Consider the following 24,418-nt stretch of genomic DNA (forward strand, 5'->3'; position numbering starts at 1 on the left):
TTACTTCAATCCCAGGATGACAAACACTTCCTGGAGATCGTTCAAGTCCGCGGTGGGCTGGACAACGCCATCGCGGTAGAGTCCGAAGTTGCGATCCGTGGACAACGGCGGGGCTTCCGCCACGGTCCCGACAAGCAAGTTGGCCGGGAATGCGCCCCCCAGGCCGGTGGTGAACACTCGTTCACCGACAGAAAGCTCGGATTCGCGGGAAATAAAGGTGAAGCGACACTGCGGCTTGCCCCCGTTGATTGCGGTCGATCCCTGCACGATCCCGCGTGAACGGGAGGATTCGCTGACCGCTGATATCTTGCAGTTTTCATCCACCAAAAGGATGACTCGGGTGCTGTAACGCCCGACGGTCACAGTCTTGCCCACCACCCCGCGCGGACTGACCACCGGCTGGTCACCGGCCATGAGGGCGGGCTCGTCTTCGTAGCCCCGGTCGATGATGACGGCGTTCCACCAGTTGGAAGGGTCGCGCTCGATGACTCTTGCCGCTAGGAGTTTGTAATTGGATTCCTGGCGGAATGCCATCATCTCCCGCAGGCGGGCGATTTCCTCCTTCTGCCCGCGGAACAGGCCGTTCTCGGCCGAGAGACGTGCGTGGTCGGCGCGCAACTGCTGTAGTTCTTTCAGGGTTTCCTCGTCCGAACGCAAACGGTCCCGCAAGGCGGCACTCTGGTATTTGCCCCAACCCACCACCCGGAAGACCGGAGATAGCAGGTCGTGGGATGCCTGATGCACCCGGGTCCGGAGGCCTTCGCTGAGGAAAAAGCCCCCCAGCGCCAGCAACACCGCCGCAAGCACGCCTAGATATAGGGCTGGCCCTCTCATGGAAACCGATCCGCCAGCCGCCGGCTAGCTCCGGAGGTCACTGGACGTCAGTTTGGTGAGAAATTCCAGTTCCTGCAGGACCTTGCCCGTCCCCTCGGCAACCGCACTGAGGGGGTCTTCGGCCACGTACACCGGCAGGCCGGTTTCCTCGGCCACCAACCGGTCCAGGCCACGAAGCAGCGCTCCGCCACCCGCCAGGACAATGCCACGCTCCACCAAGTCGGCCGACAGTTCGGGGGGGCAGCGCTCCAACGTGATGCGGATGGACTCGACGATCGTCGAAACCGGATCCAGGAGTGCCTCGCGCACTTCCTGGGACGTCACGTTGAGGGTCTTGGGCAGGCCGGCCACCAGGTCACGCCCCTTGACCTCGATGCTGGTTTCTTTTTCCAGGGGATAGGCGGAACCGATCTTGATTTTGATCTCCTCCGCGGTGCGCTCCCCGATGACCAGATTGTACGCCCGCTTCATGTAATTGATCACGGCTTCGTCCAACTCGTCGCCGGCCACCCGGATGCTGCGGCTGAAGACAATACCGGCCAGGGAGATGATGGCCACTTCGGTGGTCCCGCCGCCGATGTCGACGATCATATTGCCCGCGGCCTCCTGCACGGGCAGTCCGACACCGATGGCCGCCGCCATCGGCTCCTCGATCAGGGTAACAAGGCGAGCTCCGGCATGATAGGCCGATTCGCGCACCGCGCGTTTTTCGACCTCGGTGATGCCCGAGGGGACGGCAATGACCACCCGAGGGCGTGGTGTTAGGAAACTGCGCCCTTTGTGGACCTTCCTGATGAATTGCTTGAGCATCTCCTCGGTGACCTCGAAGTCGGAGATCACCCCGTCTTTGAGCGGGCGAACAGCGATGATGTTGCCGGGGGTGCGTCCAAGCATGCGCTTGGCCTCGTCCCCGACCGCCAGCACTTTCCGGGTATCCGTCTGCATGGCGACGACGGAAGGCTCGCGGAGAACGATTCCGCGGTCCTTGACATACACCAAGGTGTTGGCTGTCCCGAGGTCGATTCCGATGTCGTTGGAAAAAAGTCCTAAAAATCTATTAATCATGGTGTTATAGAATATTTGGTCTAGGCCGGGCCCACCGGTGCGTCAACCCAAAACCCCCCTTTTTCAGGACCAGTCTTTAAAAAGGGTCGATTGCATGTCTTCTGGAGCGCGATATGTTGGAGCATGGAATTGCCAGAAGAGGTGGGCATCATGGTATTGCCTGACCTGGTTTTTTTTCCGCACAACCTGGCCCCCCTGCACATCTTCGAGCCGCGCTACCGCGAGATGCTGGCCAACGCTTTGGCCACCAATCGCATGTTCGCCCTCAGCCAGGCCCGGACCGATAGCAACAAACCCGAGCCGATGGAAATCGGCGGCGTCGGCCTGATCCGCGCCTGTGTCCAAAACGATGACGGCACCGCCAACCTGATTCTCCAAGGCATCGCCCGGGTCCGTTTTGTCAATTTCACCCAGACCGACCCCTATTTCATCGGCATCCCGGTGCCCCTGGAAAGCCCCTGCAGTGCTCCCACCGTGGAGGAAGAAACATTGGCGGCCAAAATTGTCGAGATCGCCTGCCTCCTCCCCTGTAGCGGGGGACAAACCCGCCAAGATGTGGCGAAGTTTCTCAATGAATTACATGATTACAACATGTTGGTGGACATCGTGGCGGGGAACTTTCTCCGATGCCCCGAGCGCAAACAGCGCATCCTCGAAACCGAGGAACGCCGCCAAAGACTGCAGCTCCTGGCCCTTTGTCTCCACGAACAGGTTTGCCAAGACTGATCGTCTTTAATTCTAAATGATGGTTGCAGCACAAAGGGCTGTCTCCTATATTTGTTCTATATATGTCCAGAGCCAAAGATATCCCTTGGCGCAAACCCTGTTTGCGTGTCGGCACGATTTCCACCCTCAGTGGTCTGAAAAAGATCAACAAACCCATCCCCGGGGCCGACCTCTTGGAAATCCGCTACGACGTCCTCCGCATCGCCGGGGTTGACGCAGAAGAGCTCCGCTCCCATCTGGCCAAGCGCAAAAACCCCGTCCTGCTCACCCTCCGCACCACCCGTGAAGGGGGGGCCTATCCGTGGAAATCTCGTGAACGCGTTCTTTTGTTTGAAAGCCTCTTGGACGACGTCGATGCCATCGATTTGGAACTCCTCAACATCCCCCTGGTCCGCGATGTCCTGACCACTGCCCGCAAGAAAAAGCGGGGCATCATCCTCTCGACACACTCCCTGGGACGGAAATTGACCTATGGCAAGGGTGTGCGATGGCTGGAACAGTTCCGCCACCATCGTGCCCACGTTTACAAACTCGCCTCCCTTGCCCGCAACCGCAAGGATCTCGGTGTGCTGGTGCGGCTCCTCCTCGACCACCCCCAACTCCGACTGGCCGTCATGGCCATCGGTCCGATGGGTCCGGTTTCCCGGCAGATCCTGCCCGCCCTGGGTTCCCGCTTGGTTTACGGCTATGTCGATGAGCCGGCCGCCAAAGGCCAGCCCTCGCTCGATGAGGTCAACGCACTCCTGCCTGATAAGCTGAAGTAATCCCGCCCAGGCGGATTGCCCAGTTAACCAGCCATCTTGCTTCCTGTCTGCCAAGGGGAGCTTTGCACGTTTTCAGAGCCCAAGACAGCTCTCGAAAGCTTTGCTGATAACGGCCCTGCCTCTATCCATTGGACCGGCTTCTCGACGCAAAACCTCGCGGAGCGGACCCACCTGCCCCCGTCTCCACTCCCAAGAATCCTCCGTCTTGGCAGACATGGTAATCAGATGATTAGAAGCAATTATAATATACGTTGCTATCGTAAATAATCTTGTATTAGTTTTACTGATCCTTAAGGTCTTTCCATACCCCTCTTATGAATCCCGTTCAATTCAACAACACCGTCCTACGTGACGGCCACCAATCCCTGGCCGCCACACGGATGACGACCACACAAATGACCCCCGTAGCCCCGTTGCTCGACCGAGCTGGCTTCGGTGCCTTGGAAACCTGGGGCGGCGCCACCATCGACAGCGGCCTCCGCTTCCTCGGTGAGGACCCCTTCCAACGCCTCGACACGCTGAAAAAACTCGCCCCCAAAACCCCGCACATGATGCTCCTGCGTGGCCAGAACCTTGTCGGCTACGTCCATTACCCTGACGATGTCGTGGAGGCCTTTGTTCGTTGTGCGGCCCGCCATGGCATGGACATATTCCGGATTTTCGACGCCCTCAATGACCCCCGCAACATGGAAACCTCCATCCGCGCGGTCAAGAAAGAGGGCAAACAGGCCCACGGCACGCTCTGCTACACCACCAGTCCGGTCCACCAGGTCGAATCCTTCGTCAACCTCGGCATTCGTCTCGAAACTCTGGGCTGCGACGCCATCGTCATCAAAGACATGGCCGGCCTCATCCCCCCTGTCGCCGCCGCCCGCATCATCTCCGGCCTTAAAGCCAAGATCCGCATCCCGGTCTGGCTCCACACCCACGACACCGCGGGCCTCGGAGCCGCCACCTATCTGGCCGCCATCGATGCCGGGGTCGATGCCATCGACGTCTCGGTCGCCCCCTTTGCCAACGGCACCGCCCAGCCCGACACCATCCGCATGCTCGCCCTTCTCGACCAACACCCGCGCAAGCCGCACTTCACACCCGAAGCCCTCACCCTGCTCGGGGAAATCCGCCGCCACTTGGAGAAATCCTATGCCGAGCTGTCGGCGTTCACCTCCCATGCCAACGAGGTCGTCGACTCCGACACCCTGCTCTACCAGGTCCCCGGCGGCATGCTCAGCAACTTCCGCACCCAGCTCAAGGAACAAAAAATGGAAGACCGCTTCGACGAAGTCTTCCGGGAAATCCCCGTCGTCCGGGAAGCCCTTGGCTGGATTCCTCTGGTCACCCCGACCTCGCAGATCGTCGGCGTTCAAGCCATGCTCAACGTCAAGTTCGGCCGCTGGAAGAATTTCTCCCCCCAGGCCGCCGACATCGCCCTCGGCTACTACGGCAGCACCCCGGCCCCGGTCAACCCGGAGGTCCAGAAACTGGCCGCCGCCAACAACAAGAAAGAACCCATCACCTGCCGCCCGGCGGAACTGCAAAAGCCCGGCCTCCAATCCCTCTTGGACCAACTCAAGGAAAAGGGACTCCCCGCCACCGAGGAAAACGCCGTCCTCTACGCCATGTTCCCCGCCCAGGTCGAAGCCCTCCACAAACCCAAAGCCGCCGCTTCACCGGCCGCCCCCGCCCCCGCCTCTCCGCCATCAAGATCCACAAGCCCAGCCGCACCCAGACCCGGCGCCCAGCGGCTCGCCATCACCATCGGTGGCGTCCGCACCGAAGCCACGGTCGAAACCCTTTCTTGATACCTAACGCTTGATACCCTTCAACACACCCGGCACCCTTACAAACGCCACATGAAACCTGACACTCTCCTCTCCGAATTTCCCAGCACCACCCCCGAGGCCTGGCGCCGGGAGGTCGAAACCCAGCTCAAAGGGGCTTCCTTCGACCAGAAGATGAAAACCTCCACCTGGGAAGGCCTCACCCTCGACCCCCTTTATCATGAGGCCCACACCGCCTCCCTTCCCCACCTTGGTTCGCTGCCCGGCCACGCCCCCTTCGTGCGCGGCCGCGACGCCTCCGGCTACCTCGGCCGTCCTTGGTCCGTTTCGCAGGAAATCGCCTTGCGCGACCCGCTCGATTTCAACCTAGCCGCCCGCTACGATCTGGCCCGCGGCCTCGACAGCCTGAACATCGTCCTCGACCGCGCCACCCGCAACGGGCACGACCCCGATTGGGCCGATCTCGGCGAGGTCGGCATCGGCGGCCTCTCCATTTCCTCCCTGGACGACCTGGCCCGGGCCCTCGAATCCATCGATCTCTCGCGTACCCCGCTCTTCGTCCGCTCCGGTGCTTCGGGCATGCCCTTCGCCGCCCTGCTCGTGGCCCTTTGCCGCAGGCAGAAACGTCCCCTCGACCAATTGGAAGGATGCATCGAAACCGACCCCCTCGGCGTCATGGCCCATGAGGCCTCGCTGCCCCAATCCCTTCCCGGAGCCTACCGGGAAATGGCCGAACTCACCCGCTGGGCCGCGACCCACGCCCCCAAGCTGCAGACGGTCTGCGTCCACACCCGCTCCTGGCATGAAGGCGGCGGCCACGCCATCCAGGAACTCGGCTTCGGACTGGCCACCGCCGCCGAATACCTCCGCGCCATGCACCAACAGGGACTCGACGTCGACACCGTAGCCCCCCGCCTGCGCTTCGCCATCACCGTCGGCTCCGACTTCTTCACCGAAATCGCCAAGCTCCGCGCTGTCCGCATCATCTGGAGCCAGCTCATCGCCGCCCTCGGCGGTTCGGAAAAGTCACAAGGCCTCACCCTTCACGTCCGCACCGCCACTTACAACAAGACCGTCTACGATCCCTACGTCAACATGCTCCGAACCACCGTCGAGGCCTTCGCCGCCGTCCTTGGTGGCACCAATTCCCTGCAAGTCGGGCCCTTTGACGAAGTCCTGCGCACCCCCGACGACTTCTCCCGCCGCATCGCCCGCAACACCCAGCTCATCCTCCAGAAAGAATGCCAACTCGACCGCCTCATCGACCCCGCGGGCGGTTCTTGGTATGTCGAATGGCTGACCGACCAACTGGCCCGCGGGGCCTGGGATCTGTTCCGCAAGGTTGAAGGCATGGGCGGGATGGAGGCGGCCCTTCGCACCGGCTTCCCTCAACAAGCCGTCGCCGATACCGCCACCCAACGCCTCCAGGCCGTGGCCAGACGGCGCAGTTCGGTCATCGGCACCAACCAATACGCCAACGCCGCCGAATCCCAACTCCCCGGCGACCCCGTCGGGGACCACTCCGGCTACCAGAAGCGCCGCGCGTCCCAGGTCCGTTCCGCCCGCACCGCCGCCTACAATGCCGACAACATCCGGGTCATCTCCCACTTGGGGAAAATCGCCGAAAGCCCGGGCCCCGGATTCTTCGACGACTGCGTGTCCGCCATCGAGGCCGGCGCCACCCTCGGGGAAATCACCCGCGCCATCCGTATCAAGGACAAACCCGGCGACGCCATCACTCCGGTCTGCCTCCACCGCGTGGCCTCCTCATTTGAACGGCTGCGCCAAATGGTCGAACACTGGACCCAAACGCACGGCGCACGGCCCAAGGTCTTCCTCGCCACTTTCGGACCGCTCAAACAACACAAGGCCCGTGCCGACTTCGCCACCGGATTCCTCCAGATCGCCGGCACCGACGTCGTCCAAGCCACCCCCGCCACCCAACCCGCGGAAGCCGTTCAGGCCGCGCTGGCATCCGGGGCCCACATCGTGGTCCTCTGCTCCACCGACGACACCTACCCGGAAATCGTCCCGGCCTTTTTGCCCGCTCTCAAACAGGCCATTCCGGGCGTGGTCACCGTCCTCGCGGGCTACCCCACCGACCAGCTCGAAGCCCACCGGAAGTCAGGCATCGATCATTTCATCCACATCCGGGCCAACGCCCTCGAAACCCTCACCGCCATCCTTGAACAAGCAGGAGTCCTCCCGTGAATGCCTTCCCCAACCTTGCCGATCTTCCCTACCAACCCGTCTGCTCCAAAACCACCTTCGACCAGTGGAAGGCGGAGGTGGAAAAAGAAACCGGCCTCCCCTTTGCCGACCTGCTCTGGAAAACCATGGAACAGATCGACGTCACTCCGCTCAACACCCCCGGTGACCTCGATGGCAAAGAACACCTCGGCGGCTTCCCCGGCATCGCCCCCTTTGTCCGGGGTCCCTATGCCTCCATGTATGTCACCCGCCCGTGGACCGTCCGCCAATACGCCGGTTTTTCCACTGCTGAGGAGTCCAATGCCTTCTACCGCCGCAATATCGCGGCCGGCCAGCAGGGCCTTTCCGTTGCCTTTGACCTCCCCACCCACCGTGGCTACGACTCCGATCACCCCCGCGCCTTCGCCGATGTCGGCAAGGCCGGCGTCGCCGTCGATTCGGTCCTCGACGCCAAGGTCCTCTTCGATCGCATCCCCCTCGACCGCATCTCCGTCTCCATGACTATGAACGGCGCCGTCCTGCCCGTCCTCGCCTTCTACATCGTCGCGGCCGAGGAACAGGGCGTGAAGCTGGAGCAACTCAGCGGCACCATCCAGAACGACATCCTCAAGGAGTACATGGTGCGCAACACCTACATCTACCCGCCCAAGCCCAGCATGCGCATCATCGCCGACATCTTCAGCTTCACCTCGCAGCACATGCCCAAATTCAATTCCATCTCCATCTCCGGCTACCACATGCAGGAAGCCGGGGCCACCGCCGACCTGGAAATGGCCTACACCCTGGCCGACGGGCTGGAATACCTCCGCACCGGGATCAAGGCCGGAATCGACATCGACGCCTTCGCCCCGCGACTGTCCTTCTTCTGGGCCCAGGGGAAAAACTACTTCATGGAAGTGGCCAAGATGCGGGCCGCCCGCGCCCTCTGGGCCAAGATTGTCAAGGGCTTCGATCCCAAGAACCCCAAATCCCTCGCCCTCCGCACCCACTCCCAGACCTCTGGTTGGTCGTTGACCGAACAGGATCCCTTCAACAACGTCGCCCGCACCTGCATCGAAGCCATGGCCGCCGCCCTCGGCCATACCCAGTCACTCCACACCAATGCCCTCGATGAGGCCATCGCCCTGCCGACCGACTTCTCCGCCCGCATCGCCCGCAACACCCAGCTCTTCCTCCAGGAGGAAACCGGCATCTGCCGCGTCGTCGACCCCTGGGGTGGTTCCTACCTCGTCGAATCCCTGACCCACGAACTCCTGCACCGAGCCTGGAACCATATCGAGGAAGTAGAGAAACTCGGCGGCATGTCCGCGGCCGTGGAAACCGGCCTGCCCAAACTCCGCATCGAGGAAGCCGCTGCCCGCCGCCAGGCCCGCATCGATTCCGGCAAGGAAGCCATCATCGGCATGAACCTCTTCCCCCCGGACAAGGCCGATCCGATCGAGGTGCTTGAAGTCGACAACGCCGCCGTGCGTGAGAAGCAGATCGCCAAACTGGCCGAACTGCGCAAAAACCGCGACAATGCCCAGGTCGAAGCCATCCTTAATCGGTTGACCGAATCGGCCGCCTCCAATGATGCCGCCTCCCCCAACCTCCTCAGTCTGGCCATCGAGGCCGCCCGCGCCCGCGCCACCCTCGGTGAAATCTCCGCCGCGCTGGAAAAACCTTTCGGACGGCACAAGGCTCTGATCAAATCCGTCTCCGGCGTGTACCAATCCGAATACGGCGACGGCGACGAAATGCAGCAGGTCCGCAAAATGACCGATGCCTTCGCGGAAAACGAAGGCCGCCGCCCCCGCATCCTCATCGCCAAGATGGGCCAGGATGGACATGACCGCGGCGCCAAAGTGGTCGCCACCGCCTACGCCGACCTCGGCTTCGACGTCGACATCGGCCCGCTCTTCCAGACCCCCGAGGAAGCGGCCAAGATGGCCACGGAAAACGACGTCCACGTGGTCGGCATCAGTTCACTGGCCGGCGGCCACAAGACCCTCCTGCCCCAACTGCGCGAGGAACTCAAGAAACTCGGTCGTGAGGACATCCTTCTCATAGTGGGCGGGGTCATCCCGGCGCAGGATTACGAATTTTTACGCGCCAACGGGGCAGCCGCCATCTTCGGCCCCGGCACCGTCATCCCCACCGCCGCCAAGACCATCCTGGAAAAACTGAACCAAGGATAATTTTCACCACGAAGAGCGCGGAGGACGCGAAGTATTTTCCGTTGTTTTATATTCAAATACACTTGGCGTTCTTCGCGCCCTTCGCGGTTAATCTCTCTCCATGTTTCCCGCTCAACAATTGGCTGAGGGCATCCTGGCCGGCAACCGTACTTTGCTGGCCCGGGCGATCACGCTGGTCGAATCCAACGCCCCCAAGCACGAAGCCCCCGCGCGGGAACTGGTCGCCCGCCTTCTCCCCCACACCGGTCGCGCCAAACGCATCGGCATCTCCGGTGTCCCCGGCGTGGGCAAGTCCACCTTCATCGAGACCCTCGGCCTCCACCTCACGCGATCAGGAAAAAAAATCGCCGTCTTGGCCGTCGACCCCTCCTCCACCCGCACCGGCGGCAGCATCCTGGGCGACAAAACCCGCATGGAGCAATTGTCCGTCGACCCCAACGCCTTCATCCGCCCATCCCCCTCCGGCGGCACGCTTGGCGGGGTGACGCGCAAGACCCGGGAAACCCTCCTTCTGTGCGAGGCCTTCGGCTTCGATCCGGTCCTCATCGAAACGGTCGGCACCGGGCAAAGCGAAACCACCGTGCGCTCGATGACCGATTTCTTCCTCCTCCTGCTCGCGCCGCACACCGGCGACGAACTCCAGGGGATCAAGAAGGGCATTGTGGAAATGGCCGACGCCGTGGTGGTCAACAAAGCCGACGGCGAAAGCCGCCATGCCGCCGAACGCACCCAGGCCGAATACCATTCGGCACTGCATTATCTCCACAGCGCCACCCCCGGCTGGAAACCCCCGTGCCTTCTTGCCAGTGCCCTGCAAAACGAGGGCATCGCCGACTTCTGGAAAACGGTTGAAACATTCTACCAACTTCTGGAACCACGCGGGGTGTTGCGCACCCGCCGGGAACAACAATCCGTCGAGTGGATGCTTGCCCAGGTGCGCGAACAGTTGGAACTGGATTTCCAAAGACACCCCTCGGTCCAGCCCCTGCTGTCGAAGCTGGGCGAGCAGGTCCGCTCGGGGCTCGTCACCCCCACCGAAGCTGCCCAACAACTTCTTCGCGCCTATCGCACGACGCCCATTTAGAGCGCATTGCGTTTAATTGGCAGTGGTTTCCACTCGTTTCTCTTATACCAAATTGAATTGAGCGGGTGAAAAAGTGCCTTATGGGAGGGCGAAGCTCCTGGCTCCCCCGTAAGCCTTCGGGGCTGAGCCGACCTTGGAATAGAGACATCAAACCGGCTCGGCAGGAGCCTCGCCCTCCCGTTTATTCTGCCGCTCAGTCATTTTAATCTGGTATTACTCGCTCTCGTGCTCTTTCTCTCGGTCCTGAGAACAGGAGAGAGGGAACGTGAACGAGCGGGCAGATTAGGCAAAAAGCGTTCTAAAGTGCCCCGCTGGGAAAGAGCAGATGCATCGGGACCTCTTCGGCCCAGAGCATCCCGGTCAATTGCTGGTAATCCGCAGCCGGTTGCCAGATCAATCGTTTGGGTTCGAATAGTGTGTTCCAACACGGCCATTCCACCCGCTGGCTCAGGAAGGCGGTCCACTCCACAATCTCCATCTCACCAGCCCCCAGATCAGGAAATCGTGCATAAGCCGCGGAATGACCGATCAGCAGGTCGATGTGGCGGATCACCCCGCCTTCGAGCGTGATCTTGGCGATGGCGGTCGCGTGACTGGTGCCCGGCTTCGGCTCGGAACGCAGATAAAGCAATCCGTTCATCCCCAGGGGTGGGTCCTCGGGTTTCCCGGGCCACTCTTCCATCACTTCCAACAAACAACCGCTAGGGGCCTGTCCTCCCTGCCCCGGCATGAAGATCACGGCCGCCAACCGGCCCTCCCCATCCCAGAACAAAGCCGGTTCATGGGCGTAATACCATTCCCCGGGTTCGTCAGCCACCACCAAGCGGTGGCAATCCAACCCTTCCCGCCGGACCAGTTGCCAAGCCATGCCGCCGGGAAAGGCCTTCACCGATTGGAATTCCCACCCCTCGGCGTATTGCCCCGGCTCGGGTTCCTCGTCGGTCGGCTGCAGCACCTTGCCTAACACCAGGAGACGGTCCAAATCCGGGTTCAGGGAGGGCAGAACCAGGTAGCGCTCCCCGGCAATCCGGCGGTCAAGATAAAGGGGCAAAGCGGGCGATCCCCACGGGCCAACTCCTCCGGGATCTCGCAGCCGGGCACGGACACCCCCCGCATCTTCCCGTTCCAAGCTGACACCCCTGGAATAAAGCATGAGCGGAAACAGTGCACCTTGGCCCTCAGACATCCGGGGGATCATGCAACCCCCGCCCAAAGCCCTCAAGCGGAACCTTGAGCCCAGACCAGCCCCGGTTTAGGGTGTCCTCCATGTCCACCCCAGGCCAACATGCCTACAAGGAATGGTCCCCCATCGTCTCCGCCCTCGGGTCCGGCTCCCAGATCCTCCTCCTGCGCAAGGGCGGCATCGCCGAGGGGCCCGGCGGCTTCCGGCCTGAACATCCCGCCTTCTGGCTTTACCCCACCCTCTTCCACCCCGAATCCGACAAACTGAAGACAGTCCCACCGCATTTACCCTTGCCCTTGGACACCCCATCCATTCCCATCCAATTCCATGCCCTGGTCTCGGACGTCTTCCGTCTGCACAACCCCGCCAGTCTGTCCGCACTCGATGCCTTTCACCTCTGGGCACCCGAAGAAATCACCCGTCGCTGGCACTACGGCTCGACCCCCGGCCTTTTTGCCATGATCGTGCGTGTCTCCACCCTGCCCTCCCCCTTCCCCCTCGCACCCTCCCCTGCCTACGCCGGCTGCAAATCCTGGATCGCCCTGGAACAATCCCCCCCGACGTCCGACCTCCGGCCCGTCCAAGACGACCCCACCTTTGAAGCCGAGCGCCAGAAGATCCTTCAGATCCTTGCTAATCCATCTTCTTAACTTAAAACTTAATGCTTAATGCTTAAGACTTAAAACTAGACACCCCCATGACCCACTCCCCCGGATTCCAAGCCCTCTGCGAAGACGCCCGCCGCCAGATCACCGAAATCTCGCCCGAGGAAACGCTCACCGCCCTCCAAGCAGGCACCACCCTGGTGATCGATGTGCGTGAAGACCGGGAAGCCGCCCAAGGAATCATCCAGGGGGCCACCCATCTGGGGCGCGGGGTCCTCGAACGCGACATCGAGGTGGCCGTGCCTGACAAGTCCCGGCCCATCATCCTTTATTGCGGCGGCGGCTACCGCTCCACCCTTGCGGCACTCAATCTCCAGAAAATGGGCTACACCCAGGTGAAGTCCATGGCCGGCGGCTGGCGGGCATGGAACGCATGCAACTACCCGATCAGCGCAGGTTGAGCTTCCCTGAGGCCGGGGAAGGGATTACCCGGCTACAGGGGGCATCCATTCAAAGGTTTATTCTTTCAAAGACTCTTCTCGAACGCTTCCTCAATCGTCGCGGCTGACTGGGCCCGGCAGAGGCGGGCGTAGAGGCCGTCCAAGGCGAGCAATTCCTCGTGCGTCCCGCGCTCGGTGATTCGGCCCTGTTGCAGGACGCAGATCAAATCCGCCCGGCGCACGGTCGACAGGCGGTGGGCGATGACAAACGATGTCCGCTCCGCCAACAGCCGGTCCAAGGCCTGTTGGATCAGGCGCTCGGTCTCGGTGTCCACGCTGGCCGTGGCCTCGTCGAGGATGAGGATGGGCGGATTCATGGGCAGGGCACGGGCGATGGAGACGCGCTGCTTTTCCCCCTGGCTCAACTTAACTCCCCGCTCACCCACCACGGTGTCCAGCCCTTCGGGCAGGGCCCTCACGAAGGGTTCGGCGTTGGCCGCCGTCAGGGCCTTCCACAGGGCGGCCTCATCCGCCTCGGGACGGCCGAACAACAGGTTCTCGCGCACGGTGGCATTGAAGAGAAAGGGCTCCTGGGAAACGATGCCCACCTGGGAGCGCAGTTCTTTCAGTGTCAGTCGGTCGTGGGGGACACCGTCGATGAGGACCCGTCCGCTTTTCAAGGGATAAAACCTCGGGAGCAGCTTGACCAGCGAGGTCTTGCCCGCGCCGGTCGGACCGACCAAGGCCACGGTCATCCCCGGACGCGCCCGCAAATCGATGTGGTGCAGCACCTGCCGGTCTTTCTGGTATTCGAAGCAGACATCTTCCAGGACCACGTCGCGCGCCGTGCCGCGGGGTGGAGGGAGGGTGGACAAGGAGGTGGAATCGGGTTCGGATTCGCCGGGCGCGTCAAGGATGCCGTAGACCCGCTCGGCCGCGGCCCGGCCGGATTGGAACAATTGGTTGAGGCCGTGCAGGCGGTTGATCGGCTCGTAGAACATCCCGATGTAGAGCAGGAAGCCGGTGAGTTGGCCGAGGGTGAACTGTCCGCCCCCGCGCAGCACGTCCTGTCCACCAAACCAAAGGACGATGCCGATGCCGGTGAAAGAGAGGAAGTTCATCGCCGGGTTGTAACGGGCCCAGGCACCCATGACCACCAACGTCGCCTGGCGGAGGGCGTCGGCTTTGTCGCGAAAGTGGCCGAACTCGCGGTCCTCCCTTCCGAACGACTTGATCTGGAACATGCCCTGCAAGTGGTCGAGGAGGAGGGCGTTGAGGGCGGAGGTGGCCTTGCGGGTCAACCGGTAGCGGTGGTGGGCGGTGGTGGTGTACCACCAGGCCCCGGCCAACATGGGCGGGATGGGGAGGAGGGCCCAGAGGGTCAGTCCGGGATTGATCCAGAACATGATCGCCCCCACCCCGAGGATCTGCAGGACCGCCACCACCCCCTGCTCGATTCCATCCACCAGCACCCGTTCCATGTTGGTCACATCCTCGGTGACGTGGGTCAGGATATCGCCGGAGGAACGGTTGTCATACCAGCCGAGCGGGAGGCGTTGCAGGCGCTCATAAAGCGCCAGACGCAGATCCAGGATGACATTTTGCTCGAACGTATTGTTAAGCACGATGCGGAGGGCGTTGAGGCCGTCGCGCAGGGCGAACGCCGCCACCACCCCCAGCACCATCCAGCCCAGGGTCGGGAGATCCCCGCCCGCCTGGAGATGGTCGACGATCCAGGAAGTCAGTTTGGGATAAGCCATCGCCGCCAGGGTGGAAACCACCGCACAGGCCAGGGTGCCGAGGGCGAAACCACGGTAGGAACGGACATGGGAAAATACCCGGAGGAGGGGCGACATAGGGAATGAAGCTTACGACAAAGATGCCGGAGGCAAAGGGCGCAGTTGCAGCTGATCCCCATCCGGCGAGCAAAAACTAAATGACATCCGTGTGGGTGAACTCGGCGGCCTTCCACCCCAGCCGGATCAACCAACTTCATACTCACGCCGGAGAAGAAGTCCCACTTGATTGGGCGTGACCCCCCTGACCGCCCGACCTCGTTTGGTTTCAAGTATTTGTGCATGCCCAACTCCCGTGCGGAAGGCCGGCGCATCGGCAGGCAAATCCGTGAATACCATTGCATGGTTGATTTATTGGGAGTGAACCAAGAGACTGGAAGGGGTATGTTGGCGGCCCAGCCCTTTCCGGGTAGCGTCATCCAGGCCCTTTTTCCCACTGAACATGAATCCTGAAAATCACCCCAAAAACCCGGGAATAACGAATCAGATCGGACGACGGGTTCCATTATTGTTTGGTATCATTCTGGCTCTGGCGGCGGTTTTTGTTATTCCCTGGCATGTCCCGCTCCCCATGCCGATATGTGGTGAATCCTACAGCTTTGGATTTTCCAACCGGGCGGCCGTCGTTGGACTCTGCCTGGCCATGGCGCTGATGTTTGTCGTTCTATGGAGAAGGCAATCATCCGGGCAAAGCCTCGATTGGCTGGAGCGCAAACCCTTGTTTTGGCCACGCTACCGTGAAGCCCGGGGTGAGTACATCGTCCTCATGGTGTTCAGCCTGCTCATGGCCGGGGTCATTCTGGCTTGGAACGCCTTCTTGGTGGCCCCCTACTGGGGGGAATCGCGTTATTTCTTGACGCGCATAGATTTGATATACCTGGGAATGAAACCCTACGCGGATTTTCAGTTCAATTACGGACCGGCCCTGATCTACTCACCCCTTCTGCTGGACTGGCTATCCAAGGGACTACTCGGCATCGAAAACGCCTACGCTTGGTGCCTGGCATTGGGTTACATCAGTGGTTTTGCCTGCCTTTTCCTTTTTCTGCGGGCCATACGACTGCCCGATACAAGTCGCCCCTGGGTATTGGCTGTGTTGATGCTCAACTGGTGTGTCCTAACGATGGCGATGCAATATATACCCATCCGGCACACCCTTCTCCCTGCCCTCTTGGTGATGGCAGGCTACCTGGTGCATGGGGCGGAACGGCAGCCCGGAAAGATGTTTTTTTCTGCCCTGGTCATTTTTGGGGGTGGCATTGGCTGCTTTTTGATTTCTCCGGAAATGGGCATTGCCTACTGGGCGGGCATGCTGGCCGTGGTGGTGGTGATGCTCATTTCCAGGAAATTCATCACCGCCTCGCTCATCGTATGCTCACTAGCGGCCTCCGCCGGAAGCGTCCATACGCTGACATCGGGATACTTCCATGCGCTGATCTCTTTTGGGTCGGGAGCGTGGAATTTCCCAATCTACCCAAACTTACAGAACCTGTTTTTCATAGGCGCATGCCTGTCCGTCCTGCCCCTGCTCGGTTGCGCGGTCCTGCAGAACGCGACCGACGCACGGGCCCCCGCCGCTGCGGCTTGCGGAGGCGCGGCGGTGGTGCTTTTACCGGCCGCCCTCGGACGCTGCGATCCCGGGCATGTGCTCATCAACGGGCTGATCATTCTTGTTCTGGGCTTTGCCTTCTTGTTCTCCCTGAGCCTGCGCCACTTCAAATTGGGCATTTGGGCCTTTTCTCTCATATTCGGCCTGTTTGGACAGTTTTCTTACTGGAAAATGTATCGCCATCAATACGTTAATGCCGTGGAACAAGCCCGTTACCATGCGAGTCATCGGACAGAATTCGAACATTGGAAAGAGCAATGGCACCAACACCAGCTGAAGATGTTCGGCAAGCCTTTGTTCAACTGGGGAAAACCGCTACCCTACCCGGACTGGGCGGAAAAAATTCCCGAAACACATGGCCTGGGGGCCCCGATCCGCATCAGCGACCCATTGGACCGATTCCTGAAGTTGCGTTCGGATTATCGGACAACCTACTTCCCAACCATGTGCCCGGATATGTTCTCACCACAGGACGTAAAACGCAGCGCCGATGAGGCACTCCGCTTTGATCGCATACTTGTGCCCATATCCATTACCGATGCGGCGCAAAAAACATTGGATATCGGGGATTACGGGGAGATCAGCCAGGTCATCATGAGTGTTTTGATGATTTATCCGGTAAAGAGCCGGGTCCGCAATCCTCCTTTTGATCCAACCCGGGAACTGGCCCTTAAAATCATTCCGGAGACCGAAGTGGTTTGGAGCAACGACCAATTCCGCCTGTTGAAGCCACTTAAAGCCAGTCCGGATCATCCGGGTGGGGCTGGACGGTAAAGCATGTTGCATTTAATCAGCCACTCGCTCTCATGCTTTTTCTCATTCTCGTGCTTTCGGGGATAAAGAGGACGAGCACGAGATCGAGTAAGATTAACGAGATCAGAACGTGCTGATTAAGTGGAAATCGCTCCCAGAGAGAATGGATCCACGATTCTGCCCTCCAACCACGGGAACCGGCTACGGATTCCGCTTCTCACGTTTCATCCGAACGCCTTCTCCCACACTTGCCGAACGCGCATGTTTCAACTACCTTCCGCCATGCCCGAACTCACCGTTTCCGAAGCCATCCTCCAACGCCGCTCCGTCAAGACCTTCAAGTCCGACCCCCTTCCCCCGGACCTGCTCCAGCGGGTCATTGACCTGACGCTCGAAGCGCCGAGCAGCTTCAATTTGCAACCCACCCGACTGGTGGTCATCCAGTCGCCGGAACAAAAAGCCGCCCTGGCCGCAGTCGCTTGGGGACAGAAACAAATCACCCAGGCCCCGGTGGTTTTTGTCTTCACCGTTTCCATCCGCGGCTGGGAGTCCACCATGGACCAAGTCCTGGAGTCCGCCGTCAAAAAGGGTGCCTGGCCGGAAAAACTGGCTGAGATGATCCGCACTTCGGCCCCTGGATTCCAAGATGCCCTGGCCACCCATGGCCTCGAACGCGAATACGCCGTCAAGGACGCCCTCATTGCCGCCACCACCTGTGCCCTGGCCGCCCAATCCCTCGGACTCGGCTCCTGTTTCATGAACGGCTGGGACGAGGCCGGCGTGAAAAAAGTTCTCGGCGTGGAAAACGACCCGGATATCGCGGTGGCTTTGGTCCTACCGGTTGGCTACATCGAGGTGGCTCCGGGCCATCCCGGACGCCTGCCCCAGTCCATCACCGTGGCCCACGAAAAACTGGCCTGAGATTTCACAATGCAGTTGCTCACCGCGAAGAGCGCGAAGAACGCGATGTCATTCGGGTGTTGGCTGTTAAAGCTCCACGCACCGATCGGTCAGCCTGAATCCCTCCCCGATCCGTATCGGGGCAGGATGACTTCATTGCTATTTTTTGATCCGGTGTTTCTGCTTCGCGTTTGTCGCGCCCTTTGCGGTGAAAAGAGGATCGTTCCAACTCAGCCCCGCTCGGGAAGGTGGCTGATGCGCACGGTCGACCGGTGGGGCGTGGCGGCTCCGATCGGCCGCTGGCGCAAATGCCGCTGCATGATCCGCGTGGTCAGACCGCCGGCCGCGCGCAAGCTTTGACGAACCTCCGGATGCACTGGTGGTGGCGGAAACTCCATGGCTTTTTTCACCTGCTGCACCAGCTCTTTCATCATAAAAGGCTTGGCCAGGGTGCCGATGATGTTGGGGTGGTTCAAGGAGGCGGTCCGGATCTGGTCGGGAAAGCCGGACATCAACACAATCGGGATGCCCCCCAGCTCGGGATCGGTGCGCAGTTTGGCCGCGAAGGCGTCCCCGTTGAAGTCCGGCAGGGCATAATCCAACAGGATGACCTGGGGACGGTAGAGTTGCGCGCACTCCATGCCCTCGGCCCCCGTTTCCACGCCGATGATCGCGTGCGAAGGCCAGGTGTGCACCAGCATTTCCTCGGCACATTGCAGAATCATCGGGTTGTCATCGACCACCAGAATTTTCGGCAGGGCCAGGAAGCGGGTTTGTTCCTCCTCGTCCACCCCGCCGAGGGACACCACCCGTTCAGCGAAAGCCGCGGCGGCGACGTTCCCCCCGGCAACGGCTTCGGCGGAAGCCTGGGCCTGGGATTGCATTTTTTGGTCCAATAGACGCGCAGCATCGAGGAGAAGAGACGGGCTATCGATCGTGATGGAATGGAAAACGGGCACCGGGGCGGGACTCTCCGTGATGGCCCCTCCGCGCCAGCAAAGAATTTCCTCGAAGGCCGTTTCCCCTTGGAGCGAGCCCGCCACCGCGTGGACAATTTTACCCTGCTCGAGGATGATGCGTCCCCGGGGACCGACCGAACTGACGATCTCCAATTGGGTGGTGAATCCCCCCTGGATCTTCATTTGCAGCACCTCGAGCAAACTGACGTGGTGCAGGTGTGCTTGGTAAAACGAATCCGCGGCCAGACTCCCGGGATTGAGCAACCAGGACAGCATGACCGCCGCCTGTTCCGAGGTGAAGGGCTTGGGCAGGAAGTGGACGGCCCCAGAACGGAGGGCGTTTTCGAATCCCTCCGGAAGATTCTGCGGCACCAACAACAACATCCGGGCCAGGGGATGGTAGGTCCGGAAATCCATCAGCAGATCGTGGGCTTCCTGGCCCGCCTCCAGGTCCAGAACCAACACATCCGGCTTGGCCGCGCCCGCAATGCGCTGGGCTTCAAACAGCGAAGAGGCCTGGTGCAAAAGCGCCTCCGGGGCGACATGGAAGATGAGAGATTCCAGCAACCCGCCCAGACCCGGATCCGGCTCGTAGAGGAGCACCTGAAGCGACATGAGGCATCTCTAGCATAAAGCGCACCATGGTGCTTGTGATTAATTCACACCCGATTGACCAGGGAGAACGCACTTCAAACTTTAGCATGGCAATGCCTTTGGTTGGCAGGGGCGCAGGCGTCTCGCCTGCTGCGTTGGGCGTCCCGCCCAACGTGTGCCTACTCATCCGATCAGGGGGCAGGCAGGATGCCTGCCCCAGCAGGCGGGACGCCCGCGCTCCTCAAATCCAAATACTTCATTGCAGAACGATTTTGATGCGTTTGCCCAGACCGGCTGATCGCGAAGCGGAGGTTGCAGCACCCAAAGTCCGCTTATCGGCTGATATTTGTCAAATTATTTGCCATGAAATTGTTTCTTTCCGTACAAAGGAACGCCACTTGCTGCCATCAGGATTAATAGGTTCTCAGAAGAGTTTCGGGCAATTGGGTGGAAACGTTGTGAGGACACCCAAAAAACGAAAAACCAACCGATTCGGAGAAAAACGAAAATGAAAAAAATATTACTCAGCATGATGGCTCTTGGACTAAATCTTTCTGCCCAAGCGCAGGTTGTCTTTTCGGACAATATGGGAGGAACATTTTCAACTAATTGGACGTCCCAATCTACCGTAACAGGAACGGCATCATTTAGCAGTGGCGTGCTGCTAGTTGATAATGCTGGCGTGTCCGGCCAAACATGGGCATACACTTCAACCTCCACATATTCCTCTCCATATAACACTACACTTACAAATAATTCTAACAATGTTCAGTGGGCAATCAACATGCGGACATTGACCACAGACCCTTCAAGCACTAATAGGATGGCATTTGTATTGGCAGCTGATTCATCCAACTTTTCTACGGCTAGTGGCTATGCCGTTCGTGTAGGCGGTAATTCTCCATCTACAGATCCTTTCGAGTTGATTTACTTTACTGGAGGAGTTAACGGTACAACCACTGCAATTGCTTCTGGAGCGTCTTTTACTGCAAACCAATACGGAAACCTTCGCGTGGTCTTTAATCCTCTGACGGATGCGTGGTCTTTGTTCGGTTCCACCGGATCTAGTTGGAGCGACCCCTTGCTCGAGACCACCCAACTCGGCGCAACTACGGTCAATAATACTGGCGTAGGCGCAACTCTCGGTTTTTCGGGTGTTTGGTCGCTACATACAACTGGAGCTGCACAGGATAGATCTTTTGATAATTTGACTGTTACTGTCGTCCCCGAACCGTCCACCTTCGCCCTCGTGGCCGGTGGCTTGGTCGGTCTGGCGGCCCTCCGCCGCTTCCGCGGCAAGAAAGCCTGATCGTTTCCGCTTCTTTCAAAAAACCCCGTCCGGTTCCCCGGATGGGGTTTTTGCTTTTTCGCCGTTGCCGAGACCACGGTGGATGAACCCGTCCCACTTGGCCTGCCGGAGAAAGAGGCTACATTTACCGCATGTCCTTGTCCTCCTGGCTGACCTTTCTCAGCGTTGTCCTCTCCCTCCTGTCCCTGATTCACACCTTCATCGCTGTCCACCTCTGGTCCCTGCTCCCCGGTGGCTGGCCTCGTTTCCTCCTCATCCCGCTCTTTCTCTTCCTCGGGACCGCCTATGTGGCCGGGCGGGCATTGGAAACCCACGCCCCCTCGTTGTCCACACCCTTGCTTCACCTCGGCTCGTGGTGGCTCGGTGCCATGACGTATCTCTTCCTCGGCTGTGTGGTCGCGGACGTTTTCCTTCTGACTTTCCGCTTCCTGCCCGGTTACGCTCCCGACCTCCTCCCTACTGGACGGATCTATTTCATCACCCTCGGCCTGCTCACCGCCGCCGTCCTTTTCGTCGGCCACCTGAATGTCCTGTTCCCCGCCGTCCGCTCCGTGTCCCTCCCCCGCTCTTCCACTTCTTCTTTCCATTCGTCTATTCCTCCATCCAGTCCCCTCCGCTTGGCCGTCGCCTCCGACCTCCACCTCTGCGCCCTGGTCTCCCCGGAACGCCTGAACCGCGTCGTCGATCAAATCAACGAACTGAAACCGGATCTGATCCTTCTTCCTGGCGACGTGATCGATGAAGACCTCTTCCACACACCGCGCGGCATCGCTTTTGCCGGCCTCTTGAAACAGTTGCGCGCCCCCCTTGGGGTCATCGCCGTCACCGGCAATCACGAGTGGATTTCCGGGGCCGACCGGGCGGTGGCCTGGCTTGAATCCTGTGGCATCACCGTTTTGCGAGACCAAGCGGTCGACCTCGGCCCAGTCGTGGTGGCGGGCCGCGAAGACATCGCCGGACCGCGCTTCGGCGCCGGTGCCGGCATGTCTCTGGCCGGGATCCTGCGCGGCACGGATCGTTCCAAGCCCCTGATCGTCCTCGATCACCAACCCGTGCGCATTCCTGAGGCGGTGGAGGCCGGAGCCGACCTGTTGCTCTGCGGCCATACCCACCACGGCCAGTTCTGGCCCTTCCAATGGATCACCCAACGTCTCTTTCCCGTCAGTCACGGACTGCGGGCTTTCGGCCAAACCCAGGTTTACGTCTCCTGTGGCGCTGGCGCCTGGGGTCCGCAGGTCCGCACCAGCAGCCGAAGCGAAATCGTGTTGATCGAATGGGACAAGTGATGGCGCCCAAGGAATGGTCCATACCAGATCGCTTTTGACTGGGCATCATACCCGCGCACGCGGATCAGACCTTTTCTGCTTCATCAGCCGTTTACCCGCTGCAGACGGGCCCTGTTTTGATTAAGAAGTCCCACAAGAAGAGTTTGTACAAAGCCGGTTTTGTCTTACCCTTCCAGAGTGTCGTCCGAGCAGACCCATTTCCTTTTTCAAATCACCAACCCCACCCCGCAAACCGCGGCGGAGGGTTGCCTCCCCCTCTCCGGGCGGGATTTCCCCGTCGTCTTCCGTCGCAACCCACGTGCCCGGCAATACGTCATGCGCCTGCGCACGGACGGCACCGTGGCCGTGACCTTGCCGGGTCGCGGATCAAAGGCGGAAGCCTGGCGATTCGTACGCAGCCGCACCGGCTGGATCGAGCGCCAATGGTCCAAGCTCCAAGCCCGCCCGGTCGTCCCCAAGACCTGGCCCCCTGGAACGGAAATCCTCCTCCGCGGCGAAGCCTTTCCCTTGGAAGTCGTGCATGAGGGCGGCAGCCACCTTCTGCGCATCGGCTCGGAATCCATCCGTCTGCGCCAGCCGGGCGAGAACCTTCGCACCGTGGCCGAGGCCCTGCTGCGCAAGCTGGCGGCCCGGGAGCTCCCGGGGCGGGTCGATGAACTGGCGGCACGCGAAGGGGTCTCGATCCGCGAGGTCACCGTGCGCAACCAGAGTTCCCGCTGGGGTTCCTGTTCGGTGGCCGGTCGTATCTCCCTGAACTGGCGCCTCATCCAGATGCCCCCGGCGGTCCGCGACTACATCATCCTGCACGAGTTGATGCACCGGCGCGAAATGAACCACTCCGCCCGTTACTGGCAGGAAGTGGCGCGCGTCTGCCCGGATTACCCGGAGCACGAACGCTGGATCAAAACCCACGCCGCACGCCTGGGCATGTAACTCGGGGATCCTCAAAAAAGCAGGGCATCGGCAAAGAAAGCCGCGATCATCAGGAGAGCCAGCGCGAGCTTGGCCACGGTCGATACGGCCAAGCCCGCTGCCACGCCGAGACCGGCCTTGGACGAATCCTTCAAGGTCCGTCGTGCGAAGATCATTTCCGCAATCACCGCCCCGATCAGCGGGCCGATGAGCAATCCGGGGAGCAGGCCGAAAAACAAACCGACCAGGCCGCCAATCACCGCCCCGGCCATCCCCCACTTGGTCCCGCCGAACCACTTCACCCCCGCCACCCCCGAGGCCCACTCGATGACCGTGCCCACCAAAACGGCCACACCCATCAGGGCAATGGTCCACCACGACAACACGTCCGGGAAATAAATTTTGTGCAGGATCGCCGCCCCCCAAATCAGTATCTGACCCGGAAGCACCGGCAACACCACCCCGGCCAATCCCACCACCATGGCCGCCACAACCAGAATCCAGACTAAAAGTTCCATCGTCCGCATCCTAGCCCACAAACCGACTGTCTGAAAGCCCTCCCCTTCATGGAATCGTAACGTGCTTTGCCCCCGGGGATTTGCCAGCGTGGAGTCATGGCCAAGAAAAACGACGAACCGAAACCCTCGGAAGTGCGCCGGGAAAAGCGCAAACTACTCAAGATCCTGGTCCTGCTGGCCAAGGTGTACAAGAAGGGTGCGAAATCCAAAGCCCAGAAGGTGGCCTACGACCAAGTGGGCGACCTGCTCAAACGGCTGCGGAAAGATTCCTGACCCCCCCGGCACATAGAACCCCATATCGCAGGTTGACTTCGACCGTGCGATGGTTAATCTTCGGCCCCTTTATCAACCGAACAAGACTATGCAACCGACCTACCGCCCGTCCAAACGCACCCGCAAGCGCCAGCACGGATTCCTCGCCAAAACCCGCACCAAGCGCGGACGCGCCACCCTTTCACGCCGTCGCAAAGCCGGACGCAAACGCCTCTTGCCCAAGGGCGTGGAGCGCAAATTTGCCCGCCACACCCAGGCTTGAACTGGGGCGGGATCGTATCCTGCGCCAGCGCCAAGATTTCGACCGTATCCGGCGGGACGGCCAGCGCGTCGTCGGCCGCTTTTTGGTCTGTAATTACCTGACCGACCCCGCGCATCCCACCCGGGCCGCCTTTGTCATCGGAAAAGCCTGCGGCGGCGCGGTCGCCCGCAACCGCCTCAAACGCCGACTGCGCGAAATTTATCGTCGCTTTGCCCAATCCCACCTCATCCCGGGATTGCAATCCGTATGGATCGCCCGGCAGAATGCGGCGCCCGCGGAATTCGCCGTCCTGCGGGAAGAACTGCTCCGGCTCTACCGCAAAGCGGGATTGACCACCGGGGCCCGTGACTGCGGGGAGCCCTGATTCCCGCCCTCAT

Annotated in this window: 23 protein-coding genes; 17 read left to right on the forward strand and 6 right to left on the reverse strand. The window is 60.8% G+C overall.

The genetic code is table 11. The annotated features are described in order from the left end of the window. Both mreC and SFU85_11050 read right to left on the reverse strand, forming a co-directional pair. Positions 1-834: a rod shape-determining protein MreC gene (gene mreC / locus SFU85_11045; protein MDX6767312.1), complete on the reverse strand. Its 834-nt coding sequence runs from the start codon at positions 832-834 to the stop codon at positions 1-3. A 24-nt stretch (positions 835-858) separates the two neighbouring features. Beyond that, positions 859-1,899 (reverse strand): rod shape-determining protein, encoded by a 1,041-nt coding sequence (locus tag SFU85_11050; protein MDX6767313.1) that lies wholly within the window; start codon positions 1,897-1,899, stop codon positions 859-861. A 123-nt stretch (positions 1,900-2,022) separates the two neighbouring features. Here SFU85_11050 and SFU85_11055 point away from each other — a divergent pair, with 123 nt between their 5' ends. The 6 genes from SFU85_11055 (at position 2,023) to meaB (ending at position 10,642) form a co-directional block, all read left to right on the forward strand. Further along, a complete protein-coding gene (locus tag SFU85_11055) occupies positions 2,023-2,625 on the forward strand; it encodes an LON peptidase substrate-binding domain-containing protein (GenBank protein MDX6767314.1) in 603 nt (200 codons plus the stop codon). Positions 2,626-2,687: 62 nt separating this feature from the next. Then, on the forward strand, positions 2,688-3,389 hold the full coding sequence (locus SFU85_11060) for a type I 3-dehydroquinate dehydratase (protein MDX6767315.1): 702 nt from the start codon (positions 2,688-2,690) through the stop codon (positions 3,387-3,389). A gap of 314 nt (positions 3,390-3,703) precedes the next feature. Then, a complete protein-coding gene (locus SFU85_11065; protein MDX6767316.1) occupies positions 3,704-5,191 on the forward strand; it encodes a pyruvate carboxylase subunit B in 1,488 nt (495 codons plus the stop codon). Between the two features lie 51 nt (positions 5,192-5,242). Next, positions 5,243-7,381 carry a methylmalonyl-CoA mutase family protein gene (locus SFU85_11070; protein ID MDX6767317.1) on the forward strand — a complete coding sequence of 713 codons (2,139 nt, stop codon included), beginning with the start codon at positions 5,243-5,245 and terminating at the stop codon, positions 7,379-7,381. Beyond that, positions 7,378-9,558 carry a methylmalonyl-CoA mutase gene (gene scpA, locus SFU85_11075; protein MDX6767318.1) on the forward strand — a complete coding sequence of 727 codons (2,181 nt, stop codon included), beginning with the start codon at positions 7,378-7,380 and terminating at the stop codon, positions 9,556-9,558. The genes SFU85_11070 and scpA overlap by 4 nt, the downstream gene beginning before the upstream one ends. Positions 9,559-9,658: 100 nt before the next feature. After that, on the forward strand, positions 9,659-10,642 hold the full coding sequence (gene meaB / locus SFU85_11080; GenBank protein MDX6767319.1) for a methylmalonyl Co-A mutase-associated GTPase MeaB: 984 nt from the start codon (positions 9,659-9,661) through the stop codon (positions 10,640-10,642). Between the two features lie 298 nt (positions 10,643-10,940). Here meaB and SFU85_11085 read toward each other — a convergent pair whose 3' ends face one another. Continuing rightward, a complete protein-coding gene (locus tag SFU85_11085) occupies positions 10,941-11,795 on the reverse strand; it encodes a hypothetical protein (GenBank protein MDX6767320.1) in 855 nt (284 codons plus the stop codon). Between the two features lie 113 nt (positions 11,796-11,908). Between SFU85_11085 and SFU85_11090 the strand changes: the two genes are divergently transcribed. Beyond that, positions 11,909-12,475 (forward strand): DUF1802 family protein, encoded by a 567-nt coding sequence (locus tag SFU85_11090; GenBank protein ID MDX6767321.1) that lies wholly within the window; start codon positions 11,909-11,911, stop codon positions 12,473-12,475. A 47-nt stretch (positions 12,476-12,522) separates the two neighbouring features. Further along, positions 12,523-12,891, forward strand: coding sequence for a rhodanese-like domain-containing protein (locus SFU85_11095; protein ID MDX6767322.1), 369 nt, complete (start codon positions 12,523-12,525; stop codon positions 12,889-12,891). A gap of 65 nt (positions 12,892-12,956) precedes the next feature. On the opposite strand, the gene SFU85_11100 is transcribed toward SFU85_11095, so the two are convergent. Next, positions 12,957-14,726 (reverse strand): ABC transporter ATP-binding protein, encoded by a 1,770-nt coding sequence (locus tag SFU85_11100; GenBank protein MDX6767323.1) that lies wholly within the window; start codon positions 14,724-14,726, stop codon positions 12,957-12,959. Positions 14,727-14,948: 222 nt separating this feature from the next. Here SFU85_11100 and SFU85_11105 point away from each other — a divergent pair, with 222 nt between their 5' ends. The 3 genes from SFU85_11105 (at position 14,949) to SFU85_11115 (ending at position 17,949) form a co-directional block, all read left to right on the forward strand. After that, on the forward strand, positions 14,949-15,119 hold the full coding sequence (locus SFU85_11105) for a hypothetical protein (GenBank protein MDX6767324.1): 171 nt from the start codon (positions 14,949-14,951) through the stop codon (positions 15,117-15,119). Beyond that, positions 15,109-17,049: a hypothetical protein gene (locus SFU85_11110; GenBank protein MDX6767325.1), complete on the forward strand. Its 1,941-nt coding sequence runs from the start codon at positions 15,109-15,111 to the stop codon at positions 17,047-17,049. Before SFU85_11105 ends, SFU85_11110 begins: the two co-directional genes overlap by 11 nt. 261 nt (positions 17,050-17,310) lie before the next feature. Next, a complete protein-coding gene (locus SFU85_11115; protein MDX6767326.1) occupies positions 17,311-17,949 on the forward strand; it encodes a nitroreductase family protein in 639 nt (212 codons plus the stop codon). A gap of 209 nt (positions 17,950-18,158) precedes the next feature. Here the strand turns inward: SFU85_11115 and SFU85_11120 are convergent, their stop codons facing one another. Continuing rightward, the gene (locus tag SFU85_11120) at positions 18,159-19,502 is read right to left on the reverse strand and encodes a response regulator (protein MDX6767327.1); all 1,344 of its coding nucleotides are present in this window, start codon (positions 19,500-19,502) and stop codon (positions 18,159-18,161) included. Between the two features lie 487 nt (positions 19,503-19,989). On the opposite strand from SFU85_11120, the gene SFU85_11125 reads away from it, so the two are divergent. The 3 genes from SFU85_11125 to SFU85_11135 all read left to right on the forward strand — a co-directional run bounded on the left by SFU85_11125 (position 19,990) and on the right by SFU85_11135 (position 23,009). Next, positions 19,990-20,790, forward strand: a complete 801-nt coding sequence (locus tag SFU85_11125; protein MDX6767328.1) for a PEP-CTERM sorting domain-containing protein — start codon at positions 19,990-19,992, stop codon at positions 20,788-20,790. A gap of 131 nt (positions 20,791-20,921) precedes the next feature. After that, complete coding sequence (locus SFU85_11130; protein ID MDX6767329.1) at positions 20,922-22,076, forward strand: metallophosphoesterase; 1,155 nt, start codon at positions 20,922-20,924, stop codon at positions 22,074-22,076. Between the two features lie 177 nt (positions 22,077-22,253). Next, positions 22,254-23,009 carry a SprT family zinc-dependent metalloprotease gene (locus SFU85_11135; GenBank protein MDX6767330.1) on the forward strand — a complete coding sequence of 252 codons (756 nt, stop codon included), beginning with the start codon at positions 22,254-22,256 and terminating at the stop codon, positions 23,007-23,009. Between the two features lie 11 nt (positions 23,010-23,020). Here SFU85_11135 and SFU85_11140 read toward each other — a convergent pair whose 3' ends face one another. After that, the gene (locus tag SFU85_11140) at positions 23,021-23,506 is read right to left on the reverse strand and encodes a DUF456 domain-containing protein (GenBank protein MDX6767331.1); all 486 of its coding nucleotides are present in this window, start codon (positions 23,504-23,506) and stop codon (positions 23,021-23,023) included. A gap of 96 nt (positions 23,507-23,602) precedes the next feature. Here SFU85_11140 and SFU85_11145 point away from each other — a divergent pair, with 96 nt between their 5' ends. From SFU85_11145 to rnpA, 3 genes are all read left to right on the forward strand, one after another. Continuing rightward, complete coding sequence (locus SFU85_11145; GenBank protein ID MDX6767332.1) at positions 23,603-23,779, forward strand: hypothetical protein; 177 nt, start codon at positions 23,603-23,605, stop codon at positions 23,777-23,779. An 88-nt stretch (positions 23,780-23,867) separates the two neighbouring features. Then, positions 23,868-24,041 carry a 50S ribosomal protein L34 gene (gene rpmH / locus SFU85_11150; protein ID MDX6767333.1) on the forward strand — a complete coding sequence of 58 codons (174 nt, stop codon included), beginning with the start codon at positions 23,868-23,870 and terminating at the stop codon, positions 24,039-24,041. Further along, positions 24,019-24,405 (forward strand): ribonuclease P protein component, encoded by a 387-nt coding sequence (gene rnpA, locus SFU85_11155; GenBank protein ID MDX6767334.1) that lies wholly within the window; start codon positions 24,019-24,021, stop codon positions 24,403-24,405. The genes rpmH and rnpA overlap by 23 nt, the downstream gene beginning before the upstream one ends. Positions 24,406-24,418: the final 13 nt, after the last annotated feature.

The sequence above is a fragment of the Candidatus Methylacidiphilales bacterium genome, from assembly GCA_033875315.1.
Taxonomy (GTDB): domain Bacteria; phylum Verrucomicrobiota; class Verrucomicrobiia; order Methylacidiphilales; family CAZTYG01; genus JANRJG01.

Coding starts and splice junctions, on each gene's coding strand:
- mreC (MDX6767312.1), bottom strand. CDS start 834: ATGAGAGGGCCAGCCCTATATCTAGGCGTGCTTGCGGCGGTGTTGCTG.
- SFU85_11050 (MDX6767313.1), bottom strand. CDS start 1,899: ATGATTAATAGATTTTTAGGACTTTTTTCCAACGACATCGGAATCGAC.
- SFU85_11055 (MDX6767314.1), top strand. CDS start 2,023: ATGGAATTGCCAGAAGAGGTGGGCATCATGGTATTGCCTGACCTGGTT.
- SFU85_11060 (MDX6767315.1), top strand. CDS start 2,688: ATGTCCAGAGCCAAAGATATCCCTTGGCGCAAACCCTGTTTGCGTGTC.
- SFU85_11065 (MDX6767316.1), top strand. CDS start 3,704: ATGAATCCCGTTCAATTCAACAACACCGTCCTACGTGACGGCCACCAA.
- SFU85_11070 (MDX6767317.1), top strand. CDS start 5,243: ATGAAACCTGACACTCTCCTCTCCGAATTTCCCAGCACCACCCCCGAG.
- meaB (MDX6767319.1), top strand. CDS start 9,659: ATGTTTCCCGCTCAACAATTGGCTGAGGGCATCCTGGCCGGCAACCGT.
- SFU85_11085 (MDX6767320.1), bottom strand. CDS start 11,795: ATGCTTTATTCCAGGGGTGTCAGCTTGGAACGGGAAGATGCGGGGGGT.
- SFU85_11090 (MDX6767321.1), top strand. CDS start 11,909: ATGTCCACCCCAGGCCAACATGCCTACAAGGAATGGTCCCCCATCGTC.
- SFU85_11095 (MDX6767322.1), top strand. CDS start 12,523: ATGACCCACTCCCCCGGATTCCAAGCCCTCTGCGAAGACGCCCGCCGC.
- SFU85_11100 (MDX6767323.1), bottom strand. CDS start 14,726: ATGTCGCCCCTCCTCCGGGTATTTTCCCATGTCCGTTCCTACCGTGGT.
- SFU85_11105 (MDX6767324.1), top strand. CDS start 14,949: ATGCCCAACTCCCGTGCGGAAGGCCGGCGCATCGGCAGGCAAATCCGT.
- SFU85_11110 (MDX6767325.1), top strand. CDS start 15,109: ATGAATCCTGAAAATCACCCCAAAAACCCGGGAATAACGAATCAGATC.
- SFU85_11115 (MDX6767326.1), top strand. CDS start 17,311: ATGCCCGAACTCACCGTTTCCGAAGCCATCCTCCAACGCCGCTCCGTC.
- SFU85_11120 (MDX6767327.1), bottom strand. CDS start 19,502: ATGTCGCTTCAGGTGCTCCTCTACGAGCCGGATCCGGGTCTGGGCGGG.
- SFU85_11125 (MDX6767328.1), top strand. CDS start 19,990: ATGAAAAAAATATTACTCAGCATGATGGCTCTTGGACTAAATCTTTCT.
- SFU85_11130 (MDX6767329.1), top strand. CDS start 20,922: ATGTCCTTGTCCTCCTGGCTGACCTTTCTCAGCGTTGTCCTCTCCCTC.
- SFU85_11140 (MDX6767331.1), bottom strand. CDS start 23,506: ATGGAACTTTTAGTCTGGATTCTGGTTGTGGCGGCCATGGTGGTGGGA.
- SFU85_11145 (MDX6767332.1), top strand. CDS start 23,603: ATGGCCAAGAAAAACGACGAACCGAAACCCTCGGAAGTGCGCCGGGAA.
- rpmH (MDX6767333.1), top strand. CDS start 23,868: ATGCAACCGACCTACCGCCCGTCCAAACGCACCCGCAAGCGCCAGCAC.